The sequence below is a fragment of the Citrobacter sp. Cm038 genome, assembly GCF_030333105.1.
In the GTDB taxonomy this organism is placed as follows: Bacteria; Pseudomonadota; Gammaproteobacteria; order Enterobacterales; family Enterobacteriaceae; genus Citrobacter; species Citrobacter murliniae.
Genome location: NZ_JAOWGO010000018.1, coordinates 324,976 through 343,164 on the forward strand (window position 1 = coordinate 324,976; position 18,189 = coordinate 343,164).

Below are 18,189 nucleotides of genomic sequence, written 5' to 3' on the forward strand. Positions count from 1 at the left end.
GCGGGTCAGTTTCCTGGCCCGCTTTTTTACTGTGCATTCGCTTAGATAAGCTTCAGGGAGAGCCAGTACAGTACCCCAGAAAGAATAATCGCCGCAGGCAGGGTAAAGACCCAGGCCATCAGAATGCTGGTCACTGTTTTACGCTGTAAGCCGCCACCGTCAACAACCATCGTGCCCGCAACAGAAGAGGAGAGAACGTGGGTGGTGGAAACAGGCATACCGGTATAACTGGCGAGACCGATAGAGACAGCGGCGGTCATCTGCGCCGACATCCCCTGAGCATAGGTCATGCCTTTCTTACCAATTTTCTCACCGATAGTGGTTGCCACACGACGCCAGCCAATCATCGTACCGCAGCCCAGAGCCAGAGCAACGGCCATAATGATCCAGATAGGCGCATACTCGATGGTGCTCAGCATGTCGGTTTTCAGTTTCTTCAGCAGACGCTGGTCGTCAGCGCTTACGCCAGGCAGCTTAACCACTTTATCGGTGGTATCGGAGATGCACAGCATAATGCGGCGCAGTTGTCCGCGCTGCTCAACGCTTAACTTGTCGTAAGTTTCCAGATTCGCCAGCATACCTTTTGCACGCTCAAGCGCGTTGATGGTATTTGCCGGGTGGCAATGGAACTCGTTAGCTTGCGTTGGCACGCCAGCTTCCGGCGACGGAATGAGCTGATCTACGCCAGTGGCTTGCTTCAGCAGATCAGGACGCTGCTGGAAGAAGGTTTCGACGTTATTGATAGCATCGCGGGTACGAGTAATTTCGTAACCGGAGGCGTTCATATTCACTACGAAACCTGCAGGCGCTACGCCAATCAGTACCAACATCACCAGACCAATGCCTTTCTGTCCGTCGTTCGCGCCATGAGAGAACGCCACGCCGATAGCAGAGAGGATCAGTGCGATACGCGTCCAGAAAGGTGGTTTTTTCTTACCGTCTTTCTTTTCACGTTCCGCTGGCGTCAGGTGGATACGGGCCCGTTTTTTAGTACCGCTCCAGTAACGACGCAGAATGAAAATGAGGCCGCCTGCAACCACCAGACCGACAATCGGCGAGACGATAAGCGAGGCAAAGATACCGATAACTTTCGGGATGTTAAGTGCGTCCACCACCGAAGTGCCGTTCATCAGCGCATTGGTTAAACCAATACCGATGATCGCGCCAATCAGCGTGTGGGAGCTGGATGCTGGCAAACCAAAGTACCAGGTACCGAGGTTCCAGATAATTGCCGCCAGTAGCATAGAGAACACCATGGCGAGGCCATGTGAGGAACCCATGTTGAGCAGCAGATCCGTTGGCAGCATATGCACGATGGCATAAGCTACGCTGAGACCACCCAGCAAAACACCAAAGAAGTTGAATACCGCAGCCATGATAACCGCCAATTGCGAACGCATTGCACGGGTATAGATCACGGTTGCGACAGCATTTGCTGTGTCATGGAAGCCGTTAATTGCTTCGTAGAACAGCACAAAAGCCAGAGCAAGCAATAGTAAAAGCCCGGTATGTAAATCCAGGCCAGCAAACAAATGTAGCATAGGACGTTACGCCATTTTGAGGACATGAACGCGGCGCATTATCAGTGACTTTGGCGGCGCGGGCAAAGTGAAATATAGAGTTTTTTTGATATATCTCCTGCTTTGTTTTACACCACTAAAGAATTATCCTATAGAATTCAGATAAATACCTATTATTGATAGTTTGGTGCTGGTGCGACCACTGAGGAATCTTTACAATTCACGCCCGCTTTTTAGAGAGGATCGCAACGTGGAAAGGTTTGATACCGTTATTATAGGCGCTGGCGCAGCGGGTATGTTCTGTGCCGCGCAGGCAGGACAAGCAGGTAGTCGCGTACTGCTGATTGATAATGGTAAAAAGCCTGGGCGCAAGATCCTCATGTCTGGCGGGGGGCGCTGTAACTTTACCAATCTTTATGTGGAGCCGGCGGCTTATTTGAGTCAAAACCCGCATTTTTGCAAATCAGCGCTGGCTCGCTATACGCAGTGGGATTTTATCGATCTGGTCGGCAAACACGGCATTGCCTGGCATGAAAAAACGCTCGGTCAGTTGTTCTGCGACGACTCTGCTCAGCAAATTGTCGATATGCTGGTGACAGAATGCGAAAAAGGTAACGTTACAATGCGGTTACGTAGCGAAGTCCTGAGCGTAGCGCGTGATGATGACGGCTTCCAGATTTTGCTGAACGGCATGACGGTCAGTGCGAAAAAGCTGGTTATTGCGAGCGGAGGGCTATCCATGCCGGGTCTTGGCGCTTCGCCGTTTGGTTATAAAATTGCTGAACAGTTCGGTCTGAACGTGCTGCCGACGCGTGCAGGTTTGGTGCCTTTTACGCTGCACAAGCCGCTATTGGAGCAGCTTCAGGTGCTCTCTGGCGTGTCTGTACCTTCCGTTATCACCGCTGAAGACGGCACTGTGTTTCGTGAAAACCTGCTCTTTACGCACCGTGGCCTTTCAGGTCCGGCGGTTTTACAGATTTCCAGTTTCTGGCAGCCAGGTGAATTTGTCAGCATTAATTTGTTGCCCGATGTAGACCTTGAGGCTTTCCTCGACGAACAGCGTAGCGCACACCCTAATCAGAGCCTGAAGAACACACTGGCGATGCAGTTGCCCAAACGTCTGGTCGAGTGTTTGCAGCAGTTAGGGCAACTTCCGGATGTGACGCTGAAACAGCTTAACGTGCGCGATCAGCAGGCACTGGTGGAAACCCTGACCGAATGGCGCGTGCAGCCAAACGGCACAGAAGGGTATCGCACGGCGGAAGTCACGCTGGGCGGCGTGGATACCAATGAGCTGTCATCACGTACGATGGAAGCGCGTAAAGTACCAGGTCTCTATTTTATCGGTGAAGTGATGGACGTCACTGGTTGGCTGGGCGGGTATAACTTCCAGTGGGCATGGTCGAGCGCCTGGGCGTGTGCGCAGGATTTGGCGTCTGCGTGAATGTGATGCCCGATAACCTGAGTTACCGGGCGCTATATTAGTTCAGGCCAAGAAAATACTGGGCAATTTTAAAGTAGATAATCAACCCGGTACCGTCGATAAGCGTGGCGATAAACGGCGCGGATACGACGGCCGGGTCAATGCCAATACGCTTGAGCAACATTGGGATCACTGATGACACCACGGCGCTCCACAGCGTAATGCAGACCAGTGTCAGGCTGACGATCAGTGTGATTTCCATGCCGATGCCCATCATCCAGGCGCGTATGCAGCCTGCCAGACCTAGTGTCAGGGCGATCAGCAAGGAAGTTGAAACCTCTTTGCGGATCACCCGGCCCATATCCCGTAGCCGCACTTCTCCCAGCGCCATTGAACGTACCAGCGTCGAAGTGATCTGCGTACCGCTGTTTCCGCCGGTACCAATTAGCAACGGAATAAAAAAGGCCAGCGCGATCGCTGATTCCAGCGCCTCTTCGAAGTGCTGAATTACACTACTTGTGTAGGCTTCCGCGACAAACAGCAGCAGGAGCCAGACCGAACGTTTTTTCCACAATGTCCACGGACTAATTTCCAGATAGGGTTTCTCCAGCGGCAGTGTCGCTCCCTGAAGCTGTACGTCTTCGGTAACATCATCCTCCTGTAGATGGGCTATCTCTTTTTCCATCAGACAGCCGACCAGATCGCCTTTCTCAACTACAGCAACCAGATCGAGTTCACGCTCGGCTAGCTCGGCAACGACCATTGCCCGTTCATCATCAGGCTTAACATGGAACAGACAGCTGTCCATAATATGGTTGATGTTCAGCGACGTATCTTTTTCCTGCAGCAGGCGCTTGACGGATAACACCCCGCGTAGCGCTTTCCCTGCAACCACAAAAACCTGACCAGGAATATCATCCGTCGTGAGCTGTGAGACAAAGTATTCGCGGGCACCGTTCACGCTGAGATGATCCGGCAGGGTAATAAAATCGGTACGCATATATTGCGCGATGGCATCGCCATTAAAATCCGGCTCAGGAAGATGGGCGGCGCAGAGTTGCATAGATGACATGGTGTAATTCCCTATAAAAAGCTCTCATAGGGGCGAACAAGACAGGATTAGCACAGGCAGATCCCTACGTCCTGGTTTTAGCACTGAACAACGTATCTGTCCGATGGTGAGATCGTCAGAAGTTACCTTGGCAACACCTTGATTCGATGGATGCCTGTATTTCCCTGAGTGGTCTCTCTCGATACCAGCAGGGCGGTAACTTATATTTGTGCAGGAGCCTCGCCATAACGAGATCGGTAAATGAGCCGCTATTATAGGGATGTCTAATTATTGATTATGTTTATAGTTACGTTTGTTTATCAATCGTTGATATACGGAATAATTTCTGAGTCGGAGCGCGGTAGAGCAGAACTGGAAACTACAACCGAATAGACATATCGAATCCAGGTGTTAGTATTCAATAGATAGCAGTTATGAGTATGCGTGTTTCATTTCCGGCCAGGAACGCTGATGATGACAACATTACTACCCGATTTCACAGCATCTTCGTCATTCACTTCCTTTGCGGTGAGCGTTGTCGTGACGCCTGCCCACCGTCTGGCCTTTACTTTTCATTCCTTCTCATCCCGGATGGAATCTCCCGCTGAATAGCTGTTCAGTGGTCTTTGTGACACGCATCGTTTGGTAACAGGGATTATAGCGGGTCGAATATGGATAAAATTAAGCGTCATCTGGTGTGGTGGGGGGCAGGCCTCCTGGTGGTGGCCGCCGCGATAGTATGGTGGATGCTACGTCCGGCAGGAGTACCGGAAGGATTTGCTGCCAGTAATGGCAGAATTGAAGCTACCGAAGTAGATATAGCCACCAAGATTGCCGGGCGTATTGACACGATCCTCGTGTCGGAAGGGCAGTTCGTTCGCCAGGGCGAGGTGCTGGCGAAAATGGATACCCGCGTGCTACACGAGCAGCGGCTGGAAGCGGTCGCGCAAATCAAAGAGGCAGAAAGTGCCGTTGCGGCGGCGCGCGCGTTGCTGGAACAGCGGCAAAGTGAAATGCGCGCCGCGCAGTCGGTAGTAAAGCAGCGCGAGGCGGAACTGCAGTCGGTCTCTAAACGTCATATTCGTTCCCGTTCGCTGTCACAACGTGGAGCGGTGTCTGAGCAACAACTGGATGACGATCGTGCCGCTGCCGAAAGCGCGCGGGCTGCGCTGGAATCATCAAAGGCACAGGTCTCTGCGGCGAAAGCGGCTATTGAAGCAGCCCGCACCAGCATTATTCAGGCGCAAACTCGTGTTGAAGCTGCGCAGGCAACCGAACGACGGATTGCGGCAGATATCGATGATAGCGAGCTTAAGGCTCCGCGCGATGGTCGCGTGCAGTACCGCGTAGCTGAACCGGGTGAAGTGCTTTCAGCCGGTGGGCGGGTGCTGAATATGGTCGATCTCAGCGATGTCTACATGACGTTTTTCCTGCCTACTGAACAGGCTGGTCTGCTAAAAATTGGTGGTGAAGCGCGTCTGGTACTGGATGCCGCGCCCGATCTGCGTATTCCGGCAACCATCAGCTTTGTTGCCAGCGTGGCGCAATTTACGCCAAAAACGGTCGAAACCAGCGATGAACGGCTGAAACTCATGTTTCGTGTAAAAGCCCGCATCCCACCGGAGCTGTTACAGCAGCATCTGGAATACGTCAAAACCGGGCTGCCGGGCATGGCCTGGGTACGTCTTGATGAAAGTCGTGCCTGGCCGGATGATCTGGTGGTGAGGTTACCGCAATGACGCAACTGGCGCTGGTTCCCGTTCCTCCCGTGGCGCACCTTGACGGCGTGAGTCAGCATTACGGGGCAACGGTAGCGCTGAACAATATCACGCTGGATATCCCCGCCCGCTGCATGGTGGGGTTGATTGGCCCGGACGGTGTGGGTAAGTCGAGCTTACTGTCCCTCATCTCCGGCGCTCGGGTTATTGAGCGCGGCAACGTGATGGTGCTGGGCGGCGACATGCGTGACCCGAAGCACCGCCGCGATGTCTGCCCGCGCATAGCCTGGATGCCTCAGGGGTTGGGGAAAAACTTGTACCACACGCTGTCGGTGTATGAGAACGTCGATTTTTTCGCACGCCTGTTTGGCCATGATAAAGCAGAGCGCGAGGCGCGAATAACAGAGCTGCTGGATAGCACAGGTCTGGCGCCGTTTCGCGATCGTCCTGCCGGGAAACTCTCGGGTGGGATGAAACAAAAGCTGGGGTTGTGCTGTGCGTTGATCCATGACCCGGAATTATTAATCCTTGATGAACCTACCACCGGGGTGGATCCGCTCTCCCGCGCCCAGTTTTGGGAGTTGATTAACAGCATTCGCCAGCGTCAGACCAACATGAGCGTGCTGGTCGCGACTGCCTATATGGAAGAGGCCGAGCGTTTTGACTGGCTGGTAGCGATGAACGCGGGTGAGGTATTAGCCACAGGTAGTGCGCAGCACCTGCGTGAAAAAACCAACAGCGACACGCTGGAGCAGGCGTTTATCGCACTGTTACCTGAAGCCCAGCGTCAGGCGCACAAACCGGTCGTGATCCCGCCTTATCACGCAGAACAAGAAGAGATAGCCATCGAAGCGCGGGATCTGACCATGCGCTTCGGTAATTTTGTTGCCGTTGATCACGTTAATTTTCGCATACCACGCGGAGAGATCTTTGGTTTTCTCGGCTCGAACGGCTGCGGTAAATCCACCACTATGAAGATGCTCACCGGGCTGCTACCAGCCAGTGAGGGTGAGGCGTGGTTGTTCGGACAAGCGGTTGATCCGAAGAATATAGACACTCGTCGTCGGGTGGGCTATATGTCGCAGGCTTTTTCGCTCTACAGCGAACTGACCGTGCGGCAAAACCTGGAACTACACGCACGTCTCTTTCATATTCCGGAAGCGGAGATCCCTGAGCGCGTAAAAGAGATGAGTGAGCGCTTTACGCTGGCCGATGTCGAAGATGTACTGCCTGGCGCGTTACCACTGGGGATACGTCAGCGCCTGTCGCTGGCAGTGGCGGTGATTCATCGCCCGGAAATGTTAATTCTTGATGAGCCTACCTCCGGCGTTGACCCGGTGGCCAGGGATATGTTCTGGCAACTGATGGTTGATTTGTCTCGTCAGGATAAAGTAACCATTTTTATTTCCACCCACTTTATGAATGAGGCGGAGCGCTGCGACCGTATGTCGCTGATGCACGCCGGAAAAGTGCTCGCCAGTGGTACGCCTCGGGAACTGGTGAAGCAGCGTGGTGCAGCCAGTCTGGAGGAGGCATTTATCTCCTGGTTACAGGAAGCAGCAGGGCCGGCCCCTGAAACTCAGTTACCGCCAGCAGATGCTCCGGTTGAGCATGAGAGTAGCTTGCCGCCACGTCAGGGATTTAGCCTGCGGCGTCTGTTCAGTTACAGCCGCCGTGAAGCACTCGAACTACGGCGCGATCCGGTCCGCTCAACACTGGCATTGATGGGTACGGTGATCCTGATGTTGATTATGGGCTACGGCATTAGCATGGATGTGGAAAACCTGCGTTTTGCGGTGCTCGATCGTGACCAAACCGTCAGTAGCCAGGCGTGGTCGCTGAATCTGTCTGGTTCCCGCTATTTTATCGAGCAACCGCCGCTTACCAGTTATGACGAACTGGACAAACGGATGCGCTCGGGTGAGGTGGCGGTAGCAATAGAAATTCCACCTAATTTTGGTCGTGACATTGCACGCGGCACGCCGGTGCAGCTTGGTGTCTGGGTGGATGGCGCGATGCCCAGCCGTGCCGAAACGGTGAGGGGTTACGTACAGGCGATGCACCAGGCCTGGCTACAAGACGTGATGGCGCGTCAACCAAACGCCAGCGGGCAGAACGGACTGATGACCATTGAAACACGCTATCGCTATAACCCGGATGTGAAGAGCCTGCCTGCGATTGTTCCTGCCGTGATCCCATTACTGTTGATGATGATCCCTTCGATGCTTAGCGCCCTGAGCGTGGTGCGCGAGAAAGAGCTGGGGTCGATAATCAACCTGTATGTCACGCCCACTACCCGCAGTGAGTTTTTACTCGGTAAACAACTGCCTTACATCGTACTGGGGATGCTGAACTTTCTGCTGCTGTGTGCGCTATCGGTATTTGTTTTTGGCGTGCCACATAAGGGGAGTTTTTTGACGCTGACGCTTGCTGCGTTGCTGTATGTCACTATCGCTACCGGTCTGGGATTGCTGATCTCCACGTTTATGAAAAGCCAGATTGCGGCCATCTTCGGTACGGCGATTATTACGCTGATCCCGGCAACGCAGTTTTCCGGGATGATCGATCCGGTGGCGTCGCTGGAAGGACCGGGGCGCTGGATCGGTGAAATTTACCCGACCAGCCACTTTCTGACCATTGCGCGCGGCACGTTTTCGAAAGCGCTGGATTTGATGGATCTTTGGCAGTTGTTTATCCCGCTGGTGATCGCTATTCCGGTGGTGATTGGCCTGAGCGTGTTGCTGCTGAAAAAACAGGAGGGGTGATGCGCCGATTACGCAATATTTATAACCTCGGAGTCAAAGAGTTGCGCAGCCTGCTGGGTGATAAGGCGATGCTGGCACTGATTGTCTTCGCCTTCACCATTTCGGTTTATTCTTCTGCAACGGTTCTGCCGGGTTCTCTGCATCTTGCGCCGATTGCTATTGCCGATATGGACCAGTCACAACTGTCGAACCGTATCGTGAACAGTTTTTATCGCCCATGGTTTTTACCGCCGGAGATGATCACCGCGGATGAAATGGATGCTGGCCTTGATGCCGGACGTTATACCTTTGCGGTGAATATTCCCCCCAACTTTCAGCGTGATGTGCTGGCAGGGCGGCAACCAGAGCTACAGGTTAATGTGGATGCCACGCGTATGAGCCAGGCATTTACTGGCAACAGCTATATCCAGAATATTATCAGTGGTGAGGTGAACAGCTTTGTTGCTCGCTATCGTGATAACAGTATGACGCCGGTCGGGCTGGAGATCCGTATGCGCTTCAACCCGAATCTGGAACCCGCGCGTTTCGGGGCGGTAATGGCAATCATCAACAATATCACCATGCTGGCGATTGTACTCACCGGGTCGGCGCTGATCCGCGAGCGCGAACACGGGACCATTGAGCACCTGTTGGTGATGCCGGTGACGCCGTTTGAGATAATGATGGCAAAAATCTGGTCGATGGGGCTGGTGGTGCTGGTGGTTTCTGGCCTGTCGTTGATGCTGATGGTGAAAGGCGTTCTCGGCGTGCCGATTGAAGGCTCCATACCATTGTTTATGCTCGGCGTGGCGCTGAGCCTGTTTGCCACAACGTCCATTGGCATTTTTATGGGCACGCTGGCGCGTTCAATGCCACAACTGGGGTTGCTGATGATTCTGGTGCTGCTGCCATTACAGATGCTCTCTGGGGGTTCTACGCCGCGCGAAAGCATGCCGCAGGCGGTGCAGGATATCATGCTGACCATGCCGACCACCCACTTTGTCAGTCTCGCACAGGCGATACTCTATCGTGGCGCAGGGTTCAGCATCGTCTGGCCGCAGTTCCTGACGTTACTGGCGATCGGCTGCGCGTTCTTCCTGATAGCACTGCTGCGTTTCAGAAAGACGATTGGCACAATGGCGTAGTGCCGGAAAACAGAACCGACGTAGGCCGGACAAGCTAAGCGCCCCCGGCAACGTAACGGGCAATTACTCTTCTTTTGGCAAACACTGCAAATGGCCATGGCGTACGCCGCGCTGGGAAATGACGTCGTCAGCAAAATGCTGGACATCGCCCATGTCGCCTTTCAGAACGGCGATTTCAAGGCAGTCGTCATGGTTGATGTGAACATGTAGCGTGGCGACTGACAAATCATGGTGATGATGTTGGGTTGAAACAATGCGGCTGGCTAAGTCGCGTTTCTCATGTTCGTAAACATAGGACAGCACGGCGAAACCCTGAGTGCCGTGCTCCTGGGTGGTCTCTTGTGCCAGCGCACCGCGCAGAATGTCACGGATCGCTTCGGAGCGGTTGTTGTAGCCACGGCGCTGGCTCAGGCTATCCAGCGTTTCCAGTAAATCGTCATCGAGAGTAATGGTGACTCGTTGCATCTGCAGTTAACCTTTCATATGGTGCGTCGGCGCACAGGGAATGCGGGAGTTACAGCCTCTGAACGGCGTCGGCTGTCAGGGTAAATGGTGTCGGAGTACACACTGCCAGGCTCAGCGTATCGAGCTGACACTGGCTAACAGAGAGCGAGGATGTCAGCGTGGTGCTGTCGACGCTGACAATTTGCCAGGCGCTACCGCCTCGCTGTTTAATGATGGCTTCTTTACGCGTCCAGATACGCCAGAAAGCCGCCAGCTGTTGGTCTGGATGTTCTGCTTCTATTTCGGCATGTTCTCTCAGGCTGAACACCGTATTTGCCAGCGTCTGCCAGTTGTCGCGTGGGCGTACGACTTCAATATCGCAGCCCACTTCCCCTTCGTCGCTGAGCAGCAGAGCGATGTCATCGCCGCTGTGGCTAAGGTTGAACCATAGCGGCGTGTCGGCTGTAAAAGCCGGTTTTCCTTGCTCGCCGTAGATGATGTCAGGCAATGGCGAAAGGGTATGGGAAAGCAGCACGCGGCCCGCCAGCCAGCGTTCACGGCGAGCACCCTGCGGTGCCTGCTCGAAGAGCGCGGGAGGCAATGTGCCAGCGCTTAAAGTAGAAACTTTCCCGAGAACGATCCGGTACATATCAGGGCCAACGTTTGATGATAATGGAAGTATTGATGCCGCCAAACGCAAAGTTATTGCTCTGCAGGAACTCACAATCAATCTTGCGGGCTTCACCCATAATGTAATCCAGCGCGCCGCAATTGGCATCTGGCTGGCTCAAATTTAGCGTAGGTGCAAACCAGCCTTCACGCATCATTTGCAGACTCATCCAGGCTTCCAGTGCGCCACAGGCGCCAAGGGTATGCCCAAAATAACTTTTAAGCGAGGAGAGCGGTACATTATCACCATAAACTGCGGCGGTTGCCTGGCTTTCTGCAATATCACCACGATCGGTTGCGGTACCATGTGCAGAAATATAACCGATATCCCGGGCACCAATACCGGCCATCTTCAACGATTTTTCCATGCAAATCTGCATCGTTTCGCGTTGTGGTTGGGTAATATGCGCAGCATCGCAGTTGGTAGCAAAACCGACGATTTCGCCGTAAATAGTGGCCCCGCGCGCTTTAGCGTGTTCCAGTTCTTCCAGCACCAGCGTGCCCGCGCCCTCACCAATCACCAGACCATCGCGTTTTTCATCAAACGGGGAGGGGGTGGTTTTCGGTGCATCGTTGCGCTGGCTGGTGGCGAATAGTGTATCAAACACTGCGGCTTCAGAAGGACACAGTTCTTCTGCGCCACCTGCGACCATCACCGTTTGATAACCGTGTCGAATAGCTTCCCATGCGTAACCAATCGCCTGACTACCAGAGGTGCAGGCGCTGGAGGTTGGGATTACCCGCCCGCGCAGGCCGAAAAACAGACCGGTGTTAACGGCAGTGGTGTGCGGCATCATCTGCACGTAAGTTGTGCCGGTGATGTTATTGGTGTGCTTCTCGGTCAGCATGGTGGCGAACTCGCTCACCGGGCCGGTACTTCCGGTGGAGGAACCGTACGCGATTCCAGTTTCACCGTTGGTCAGTATCTGATCGCCAATCAGCCCTGCTTGTTCAAGTGCCAGTTCGGATGCGCGCGTGGACATCAGCGACACGCGTCCCATGGCGCGAATACGCTTGCGGGTATAGTGTTCCGGCAGGGTGAAATCGTCGATCGGCGCGCCAAGCAGCGTGTGCAGTCCGTCATAAACCTGCCACTCCGGCATTTTGCGTACCGCATTTTCATACGCCAGTAACCTGGCGGAGACATCCTGCCATTTTTCCCCAAAGGCGGTGACGCCGCCCATGCCTGTAATCACGACACGACGTGTCATAACATCCCTCCATTGATGGAAATCACCTGACGAGTCACATAACCCGCCACATCCGACATTAAATAGCTGGCAAGTCCGGCCACTTCTTCGGCCTGACCTATCCGTTTCATTGGGATCATCGACATGGCCTCTTTCAGCGCGGCTTCCTCCATCTCGATCATTCCGGTATCAATGAGTCCCGGTGCGATGCAATTTACGGTGATTTTGCGTTTTGCCAGCTCAATGGCCAGCGCTTTGGTTGCACCGATAATCCCTGCTTTTGCTGCACTGTAATTGACCTGGCCGCGATTGCCCATTATGCCGGAAACCGAGGACAGCGTGATGATACGTCCGCCCTGGCGTGCGCTAATCATCGGCATAATGCATGGATGAATGACGTTATAGAAACTGTCGAGGTTGGTGTGGATCACCGCATCCCAGTCATTATCGTTGAGCGCAGGGAAAGCGGCATCGCGGGTGACCCCGGCGTTGCTGATGATGCCGTACCATGCGCCATGTGCGTCAATATCCTGCTCCAGTACTTCACGGCACTGTTCGCGATTAGCAACATCAAACGTCAGCAGACGCCCTGCGCCACCAGCGGTGAGGATAGAATCTAGCGTTTCTTGCGCACCTTGCGCATCACGATGATAGTGAACGCCGACCACAAAACCGTCCGCCGCCAACTGTAGGGCGATGGCGCGACCGATACCTTTGCTGGCACCCGTAACTAAAACTGAACGACTCATGTGGACGCTCCTTGTTGAAATAGCGTGTTAATTTCTTCAGATGTCGGCTGGAAGGTGTTGACGCGACCGGTTGCCAGCGTCTCTTCGCCCGCCTGAATGGCGCATTCGAAGCTGCCGAAACGTGCGTCCTGCATCAGCAATTTGACATTGATACTTAGCATCCTGCCTGCAGGCAGAACCCCCGCAGCACAGACTAACTCGCGCGCGCCAAGCACCATGCCTAAAGCAATACTCTCCTGACCTTGTTGCTGACGGTGCCAGCCAGACCAGACGCCGATGGTCTGCGCCATTAATTCCAGCGCGAACCAGCCGGGCAGGTTGCCGTCTGGATCGAGAAAGAGGGCCAGCACGCTGTTTGCTGATATTGTCACGCGGCAGATGGCGGTCTCGTCCGTCACGCTTGCGACCTCTTCGAGTAGCAGCATCGGCGCATCGTGCGGTAAATAGTCGCCAGGCGATAAATAGTGGCTCATGAGATTCTCCCGAGCAGGATACTGGCATTGTTCCCGCCGAAGGCAAACGAATTAGACAAGATTACCGGGCGAGCCAGCGGCTGCGGCTGCTCAATGATGCCGCAGGGCGGCAGCGTTTCATCGCGTGGCGACTGGCTAAAATCCTGCGGCGGCAGCGGCAGGTCGCGTTGTAAAATCAACATACTGATGGCTGCTTCGGTAATCCCGGCCGCGCCCAGAGTGTGCCCGGTCAGGTGTTTAGTCGAACTGCACGGGACATTTTCGCCAAAAATCGCGTTCACGACTTTGGACTCAATCTGATCGTTTAACGGTGTAGCGGTACCGTGCAGATTGATATAGCCCACCTGATCCGGCGTAATCCCCGCGTCGTTAAGCGCCTGGCCTATGGCGCGAATAGCACCTTCCCCCTGTGGATGGGGAGCTGAAATATGGTAAGCGTCGCTGGATTCACCGACGCCCAGTAGCGCAATGGGCTGTGGTTCACGGGTCAATAGCATCAACGCGGCACCTTCGCCGATGGTGATCCCGCTACGGTCGCGGCCAAACGGCTGACACCGCGTCAGGGAGAGAGATTCCAGACTGTGGAAGCCGTTGATTGGCATCCGACTGAGCGTATCAGCACCGCCAACAATCGCGATGTCCGCCAGACCGGATTCAATCAGGCGACGTCCGCTCATAATAGCGCGCGCGCTGGATGAACAGGCAGTTGAGAGGGTAAAGGCCGGACCATCCAGCGCCAGCCAGTGGCTGAGAAAGCGCGAGGGATCGCCCAACTCCTGCTGCGGATAGTGCCATTCGGTGCTCTCTTTGCCATTGAGCGTGAGATCAACGTGAACGTCACCTTCATCCAGTCCGGAGGTACTGGTGCCGAGCACGATAGCAATCCGATCGCGGCCATACCGGGCGATGGCGTCATCCACCTGTGGCTGTATTTGCGCCAGTGCCGCCAGCAGCAGCTGATTATTGCGTGAACGATGAGCGCGAAAATTGTCGGGAATGGTTGGAAGTTCACCGTCAATGCCTGCTAATACGGCGCACGGATGCCCTTGCAGCCAGTCTGTGCGGGCGCGCATTCCGGGTGCTATGCCACGTGTGAGGTTAGCTGCGATTTCATCGGCGTCGTTGCCCAATGCGTTAATCATGCCAACGGCAGAAATGTAGATCATTTCAGTCACCCAGATATTGAATGGTGATGTGGTATTTAAAAACGTGCTGCTCGATACTGATCGGCTCGCGTTTTCCTTTCCGATTCAGATACGTGATTTCCGTAACCAGTTTGCCGTTGGCGTTGCGCAGTTCGCGTGTGTCACCCATATCAATGAGCGTCCAGCCTTTCGGCAATTGTGGCTGCCAGGCGCTAATTGGCCAATGGCTGAGCATCACGTCAGCCAGCACCTGGCTGGCTGGCGGCAGTTGCGGCACGATGATTGATTGTTCGGTATGTAAGCCTTTTTCATCGTAAGTCACAAGAAACAGACGAATGCCGACCGACGACAGCCCGGCAAGCGTTATTTTCCTGTCGTCGGCGTTAAGCATTACCAACAGTGACTGGGTTTTGCCATTAAAACTGCCGGTCAGCAACTGTTGTGAATTAACCTGGGGGATAATCCCCGGGGCAGGCAGCGTCACGCGAGTGCCCGGCTCCAGCCACGCTTGCGGACGGCCTTCCTGTTCCGGTTGTGAGTGGCTGCATCCGGTGAGAATTAACGTAGCGACCAGTGCGGCGGCGCGCCAGAATGTCTGTTTGATCATTTTCTTTTTTTCTCTTTTTTACCAGGCATCGCCAGTGGTGAAAGCAGGAATGCGGTGAAAATACCGCTCACCAGTACAATGCCAAAACTGCTGATGGCTTGAGTGGCGCTGAATACCAGCATGCCGAGCGTCAGGAGCGTGGTCATCATCGCCAGAGTGATAGCCAGCAGCGATGTCAGCGGTGTGCCGCGTGGATTACTGAAAAACAGCGTGTAGTTAATGCCGATTCCCAATACCAGCACCAGGGCCAGCAGTGAGAACAGGTTGAGCGCATGACCACTCAGGGCCAGTACCGCCAGGCCACAACCTAAAGACAGCACTGAGGGTACCAGGCTGATAAAACCCTTACGCCAGCCAAGTCGGATGACAGCCCCGCAAGCGATTACCGCCAGCGCAATGCATAGCAGGCCGGTCAGGATATGGCGATACAGGGCGAAAAGCGTGTCGAAGCTGCTCTTACGGTCCACCCACGCGACGCCGGGATATTTCGCGCTGAGTGTGTTTAATGCCGTACTTTGTTTAACGCCTTCAACGGGAACCAGTACGCTGCTCTCGCCATCAGCCAGTGTCAGCCACAGTAACCGCCAGCCTTCGCTGGCTGAACTGGCAAGCCAGGCTTCGACTGTTACCGGCATGGCGGTAAGGTCGGGATTTACCGTTGCCAGTCCGGCGTGATTCAGGGCTTTCGTTACAGCGGGCGCAGCGTCTTTAAGCAGAGTGAGATCCTGTTGCTGTCGGGCGAGCGAATTTAGCGGAATAGTGCGATATCCGCCGAGTAATCCCTCTTTTTTCGCCTGTTCCAGCGCCGGAATAAAGGTTTCCAGCCGCTCCAGCGTTTGTTGTGCAGATTTGCCGTACACCACAAACCACTTCTGATCGACGCTTTGCCCGGTCAGGGCAGTAATCGCTTTTTCCTGAGCCAGAATATCCTGCGGCAGCGCCTGTAGCTGGGAGATATCATCGTCCACGCGCAGCGTCGCCATGCCTGCCAGCGAGAACAGCGCCAGCGCTACCGGCAGGCCAACGGCAAGTTTTTTATTGCGTCGCCAGGCGGCAAGCCAACGTAACATCAGCACCATCGCCGGAACCGGACGCACCGGCAGACTGCGGCACAGCCATGGGTGCCAGAAAATCACCGTCAGGCAGGAGGCGCTCAGACCCACCGCCGCGAATACCGCCATTTGACGGATTCCGGGGAAGGGGGCCAGCATCATGATCAGGTATGCTGCGACGGTGGTGAGTAAGGCCAGCAGCAGTGCGTTACGCACTTTGGCGAGACTTTGCCATGGCGATGTTTCCGCACCGTGTACCATCCGCTCGGTCAGATAGTAGAGCGTATAGTCAGCGGAAATACCGATGATGCTCATGCTCATGACCAGCGTCATCAGGTGGAGTTCACCGAAAATCAGCAGCGTGACGACAGTACCTGCCAGCGCGCCAACACCAATCGAAATCAGGCATAGCAGCAGCGGGCGCAGCGAGCGAAACACTGCCACAATCAGCAGTATCACCCCGATCACGGTAGCTATACCGAGGGTAGAGATGTCTTGTTTCGCCTGCTGGCTGGCGTAATCGCTATAGAACAGCGTCCCGCGCGACAACAGTTGTGCCTGGGGATATTGTGCTTTGAGTTCATTTTCCAGCGTAGTAAGCGTGGTGACCAGGTGGTGTGTCTGTTGCATATCAAACGATGAACCGGTCAGTTCGCCGTGCAGCAGATACCAGTAGTTGCCTTGTTCATCCTGAGTGACCAGCCAGCTATCCATCAGGCGCAAGCGCTGGCCGTTTTTGGCCATCGCCAGCTGCGAGCCGCGCATCAGCATCAGTGGATCGTTTTGCAGCTCTTTACCACTGACGCCGGAAAAGGCTGAGTAAAGTTGGGAGAGGATCCACTGGGCCTGCGCTTCACCGCCGTTTTGCAGTCGGGCGCGGGTGTCGTTATCTATCAGGCCGTTGCGATTTTGCCAGAAGAATGCCCCCCATGCCTGCTGGCTGTCGGCATCCATCGGGCCTTTCACCTGTGCCAGCGCGTGTGATTTTTGCAGCAACGTCAGCCAGCCGTGGGCCACCGCCGGGTCTGGCCGTTTACCGGGACTCACCAGCCAGACCAGTTGCCGGTCGAGGCGCTGCATGAAACCTTCGTTCAGGCTCGGTGGTATGGTCCCCAACGTCTGTTTTGGCAACATTGCCAGCACGCTGCTGTTGAGACGCGCCTGAGGTAGCAGCGTCAGCAAAACGCCCAGCAGTATCAGGCAGGCGATTCCCCATAACAGCGCGGGACGTTTACTGGGTTGCAAAGCGTTGGCGTTCGTCATCGGTCAGTTGCGCTGGCGTCAGTTGGTGTTGAGAAAGCGCGATATCGGTGCGATCGCCCTGTTTATCGTTGAGCTGAATACTCTCCAGATAGGTTTTTCCGGCTAAATCAATAGTCGCAAAAATCTTATCCAGCGGTGTGGTAATAGGCGTCAGGCGTAGCGTCCAGCGGCCTTCACCTAAATCTGCAAACTCTACACGGAAGTTCTGCTCCAGCACTTTACGATCCGCCTGGAATAACGCACGCAGCAGATGGTTGAACTGGAACATTTGCGGGTTGTTATCGGCGGTGATGGTTTGTGGTGGCTGACCGTTAATCACCTGAACCATCCGTTTGTCATCCAGCAGCAACTGCATCGGGAACGGAGCGGTTTGATCCCACAGTAAGCCCTGGTCGCGTGCGATCAGCATCCGGCCCTGAGATCGCAACGGCTGCGGCAGATCCTTTATCGTCCGGGTTTGATCGAAGTGGGCACGGACTACCGGCTGTTCGGTAAAACGCTGTTGCAGGGAGTCAAGCGTCAGGGCGCTGACGAATGGGCTGATGAGTAGCGCCAGCAGTGGCCATAATTTCATGGTGTGACCCCCATGCGTTCAAACAGAATATCCGGGCTGACGAAGCATAGCTCACGACTTTTTTCGTCCACCGCGACCTGAATGGTGTAGCCCGTGGTGGCGCGTTTCCCTGTTTCAGCATCGAAAATTTCGTAGCCGATACGCAGACGATTTTCGAATTCCTTAATCTGAGCACGTACACGGATACGCTGTTCGAAGGTCAGGGCGTTACGGTATTTCACCCGTGTATCGACCACCGGCCACAGATAGCCAGATTCTTTCATCTGCCGATAGCCGTAATCGAACTGGTTCAGCAGTGCCTCACGGGCAATCTCGAAATAGCGGAAGTAGTTGCCATGCCACGCGACGCCCATCATATCGACGTCATGGAACGGAATAGTCAGCTCGACTTCAGCCGTAAATCGGGGATCGTTAAGCACCCT

At 54.7% G+C, this 18,189-nt stretch carries 16 protein-coding genes and 1 riboswitch; of the genes, 4 read left to right on the top strand and 12 right to left on the bottom strand.

Features of this window, described 5'->3' with window-relative positions:
- Window positions 1-41: 41 nt before the first annotated feature.
- Window positions 42-1,541, bottom strand: coding sequence for an inorganic phosphate transporter PitA (gene pitA / locus OGY01_RS10420; protein ID WP_045448605.1), 1,500 nt, complete (start codon window positions 1,539-1,541; stop codon window positions 42-44).
- 229 nt (window positions 1,542-1,770) lie between these two features.
- On the opposite strand from pitA, the gene OGY01_RS10425 reads away from it, so the two are divergent.
- A complete protein-coding gene (locus tag OGY01_RS10425; protein ID WP_045448603.1) occupies window positions 1,771-2,964 on the top strand; it encodes a BaiN/RdsA family NAD(P)/FAD-dependent oxidoreductase in 1,194 nt (397 codons plus the stop codon).
- A gap of 37 nt (window positions 2,965-3,001) precedes the next feature.
- Here the strand turns inward: OGY01_RS10425 and OGY01_RS10430 are convergent, their stop codons facing one another.
- On the bottom strand, window positions 3,002-4,015 hold the full coding sequence (locus tag OGY01_RS10430; RefSeq protein WP_045448601.1) for a magnesium transporter: 1,014 nt from the start codon (window positions 4,013-4,015) through the stop codon (window positions 3,002-3,004).
- Between the two features lie 55 nt (window positions 4,016-4,070).
- Window positions 4,071-4,254, bottom strand: a riboswitch (M-box (ykoK) riboswitch).
- Window positions 4,255-4,665: 411 nt separating this feature from the next.
- Between OGY01_RS10430 and OGY01_RS10435 the strand changes: the two genes are divergently transcribed.
- The 3 genes from OGY01_RS10435 to OGY01_RS10445 are packed head-to-tail and all read left to right on the top strand — an operon-like array spanning window position 4,666 to window position 9,601.
- Window positions 4,666-5,733: an HlyD family secretion protein gene (locus tag OGY01_RS10435; protein ID WP_048222983.1), complete on the top strand. Its 1,068-nt coding sequence runs from the start codon at window positions 4,666-4,668 to the stop codon at window positions 5,731-5,733.
- Window positions 5,730-8,477 (top strand): ribosome-associated ATPase/putative transporter RbbA, encoded by a 2,748-nt coding sequence (gene rbbA, locus OGY01_RS10440; protein WP_048222982.1) that lies wholly within the window; start codon window positions 5,730-5,732, stop codon window positions 8,475-8,477. Before OGY01_RS10435 ends, rbbA begins: the two co-directional genes overlap by 4 nt.
- Entirely contained in the window at window positions 8,477-9,601 is a 1,125-nt protein-coding gene (locus OGY01_RS10445; protein ID WP_045448595.1) for an ABC transporter permease, read from the top strand. The genes rbbA and OGY01_RS10445 overlap by 1 nt, the downstream gene beginning before the upstream one ends.
- A 63-nt stretch (window positions 9,602-9,664) precedes the next feature.
- Here the strand turns inward: OGY01_RS10445 and nikR are convergent, their stop codons facing one another.
- From nikR to OGY01_RS10495, 10 genes are read right to left on the bottom strand one after another with little or no spacing between them, the layout of a single operon-like run.
- Window positions 9,665-10,066 carry a nickel-responsive transcriptional regulator NikR gene (gene nikR / locus OGY01_RS10450; protein WP_005121550.1) on the bottom strand — a complete coding sequence of 134 codons (402 nt, stop codon included), beginning with the start codon at window positions 10,064-10,066 and terminating at the stop codon, window positions 9,665-9,667.
- Window positions 10,067-10,115: 49 nt separating this feature from the next.
- Window positions 10,116-10,694 carry a 4'-phosphopantetheinyl transferase AcpT gene (gene acpT / locus OGY01_RS10455; protein WP_048222979.1) on the bottom strand — a complete coding sequence of 193 codons (579 nt, stop codon included), beginning with the start codon at window positions 10,692-10,694 and terminating at the stop codon, window positions 10,116-10,118.
- A gap of 1 nt (window position 10,695) precedes the next feature.
- Window positions 10,696-11,925 carry a beta-ketoacyl-ACP synthase gene (locus OGY01_RS10460; protein WP_045448590.1) on the bottom strand — a complete coding sequence of 410 codons (1,230 nt, stop codon included), beginning with the start codon at window positions 11,923-11,925 and terminating at the stop codon, window positions 10,696-10,698.
- The gene (locus tag OGY01_RS10465) at window positions 11,922-12,653 is read right to left on the bottom strand and encodes a 3-ketoacyl-ACP reductase FabG2 (RefSeq protein ID WP_045448588.1); all 732 of its coding nucleotides are present in this window, start codon (window positions 12,651-12,653) and stop codon (window positions 11,922-11,924) included. Before OGY01_RS10465 ends, OGY01_RS10460 begins: the two co-directional genes overlap by 4 nt.
- Window positions 12,650-13,126 (bottom strand): hotdog family protein, encoded by a 477-nt coding sequence (locus tag OGY01_RS10470; RefSeq protein WP_286493077.1) that lies wholly within the window; start codon window positions 13,124-13,126, stop codon window positions 12,650-12,652. The genes OGY01_RS10465 and OGY01_RS10470 overlap by 4 nt, the downstream gene beginning before the upstream one ends.
- The gene (locus OGY01_RS10475) at window positions 13,123-14,292 is read right to left on the bottom strand and encodes a beta-ketoacyl-[acyl-carrier-protein] synthase family protein (protein ID WP_045448582.1); all 1,170 of its coding nucleotides are present in this window, start codon (window positions 14,290-14,292) and stop codon (window positions 13,123-13,125) included. Before OGY01_RS10475 ends, OGY01_RS10470 begins: the two co-directional genes overlap by 4 nt.
- A 1-nt stretch (window position 14,293) precedes the next feature.
- On the bottom strand, window positions 14,294-14,878 hold the full coding sequence (locus OGY01_RS10480) for a DUF3261 domain-containing protein (protein WP_286493078.1): 585 nt from the start codon (window positions 14,876-14,878) through the stop codon (window positions 14,294-14,296).
- Window positions 14,875-17,193, bottom strand: a complete 2,319-nt coding sequence (locus OGY01_RS10485) for an MMPL family transporter (RefSeq protein WP_286493080.1) — start codon at window positions 17,191-17,193, stop codon at window positions 14,875-14,877. The genes OGY01_RS10480 and OGY01_RS10485 overlap by 4 nt, the downstream gene beginning before the upstream one ends.
- Complete coding sequence (locus OGY01_RS10490; protein WP_045448572.1) at window positions 17,162-17,767, bottom strand: LolA family protein; 606 nt, start codon at window positions 17,765-17,767, stop codon at window positions 17,162-17,164. The genes OGY01_RS10485 and OGY01_RS10490 overlap by 32 nt, the downstream gene beginning before the upstream one ends.
- The gene (locus OGY01_RS10495) at window positions 17,764-18,186 is read right to left on the bottom strand and encodes an acyl-CoA thioesterase (protein ID WP_045448568.1); all 423 of its coding nucleotides are present in this window, start codon (window positions 18,184-18,186) and stop codon (window positions 17,764-17,766) included. The genes OGY01_RS10490 and OGY01_RS10495 overlap by 4 nt, the downstream gene beginning before the upstream one ends.
- Between the last annotated feature and the right edge of the window lie 3 nt (window positions 18,187-18,189).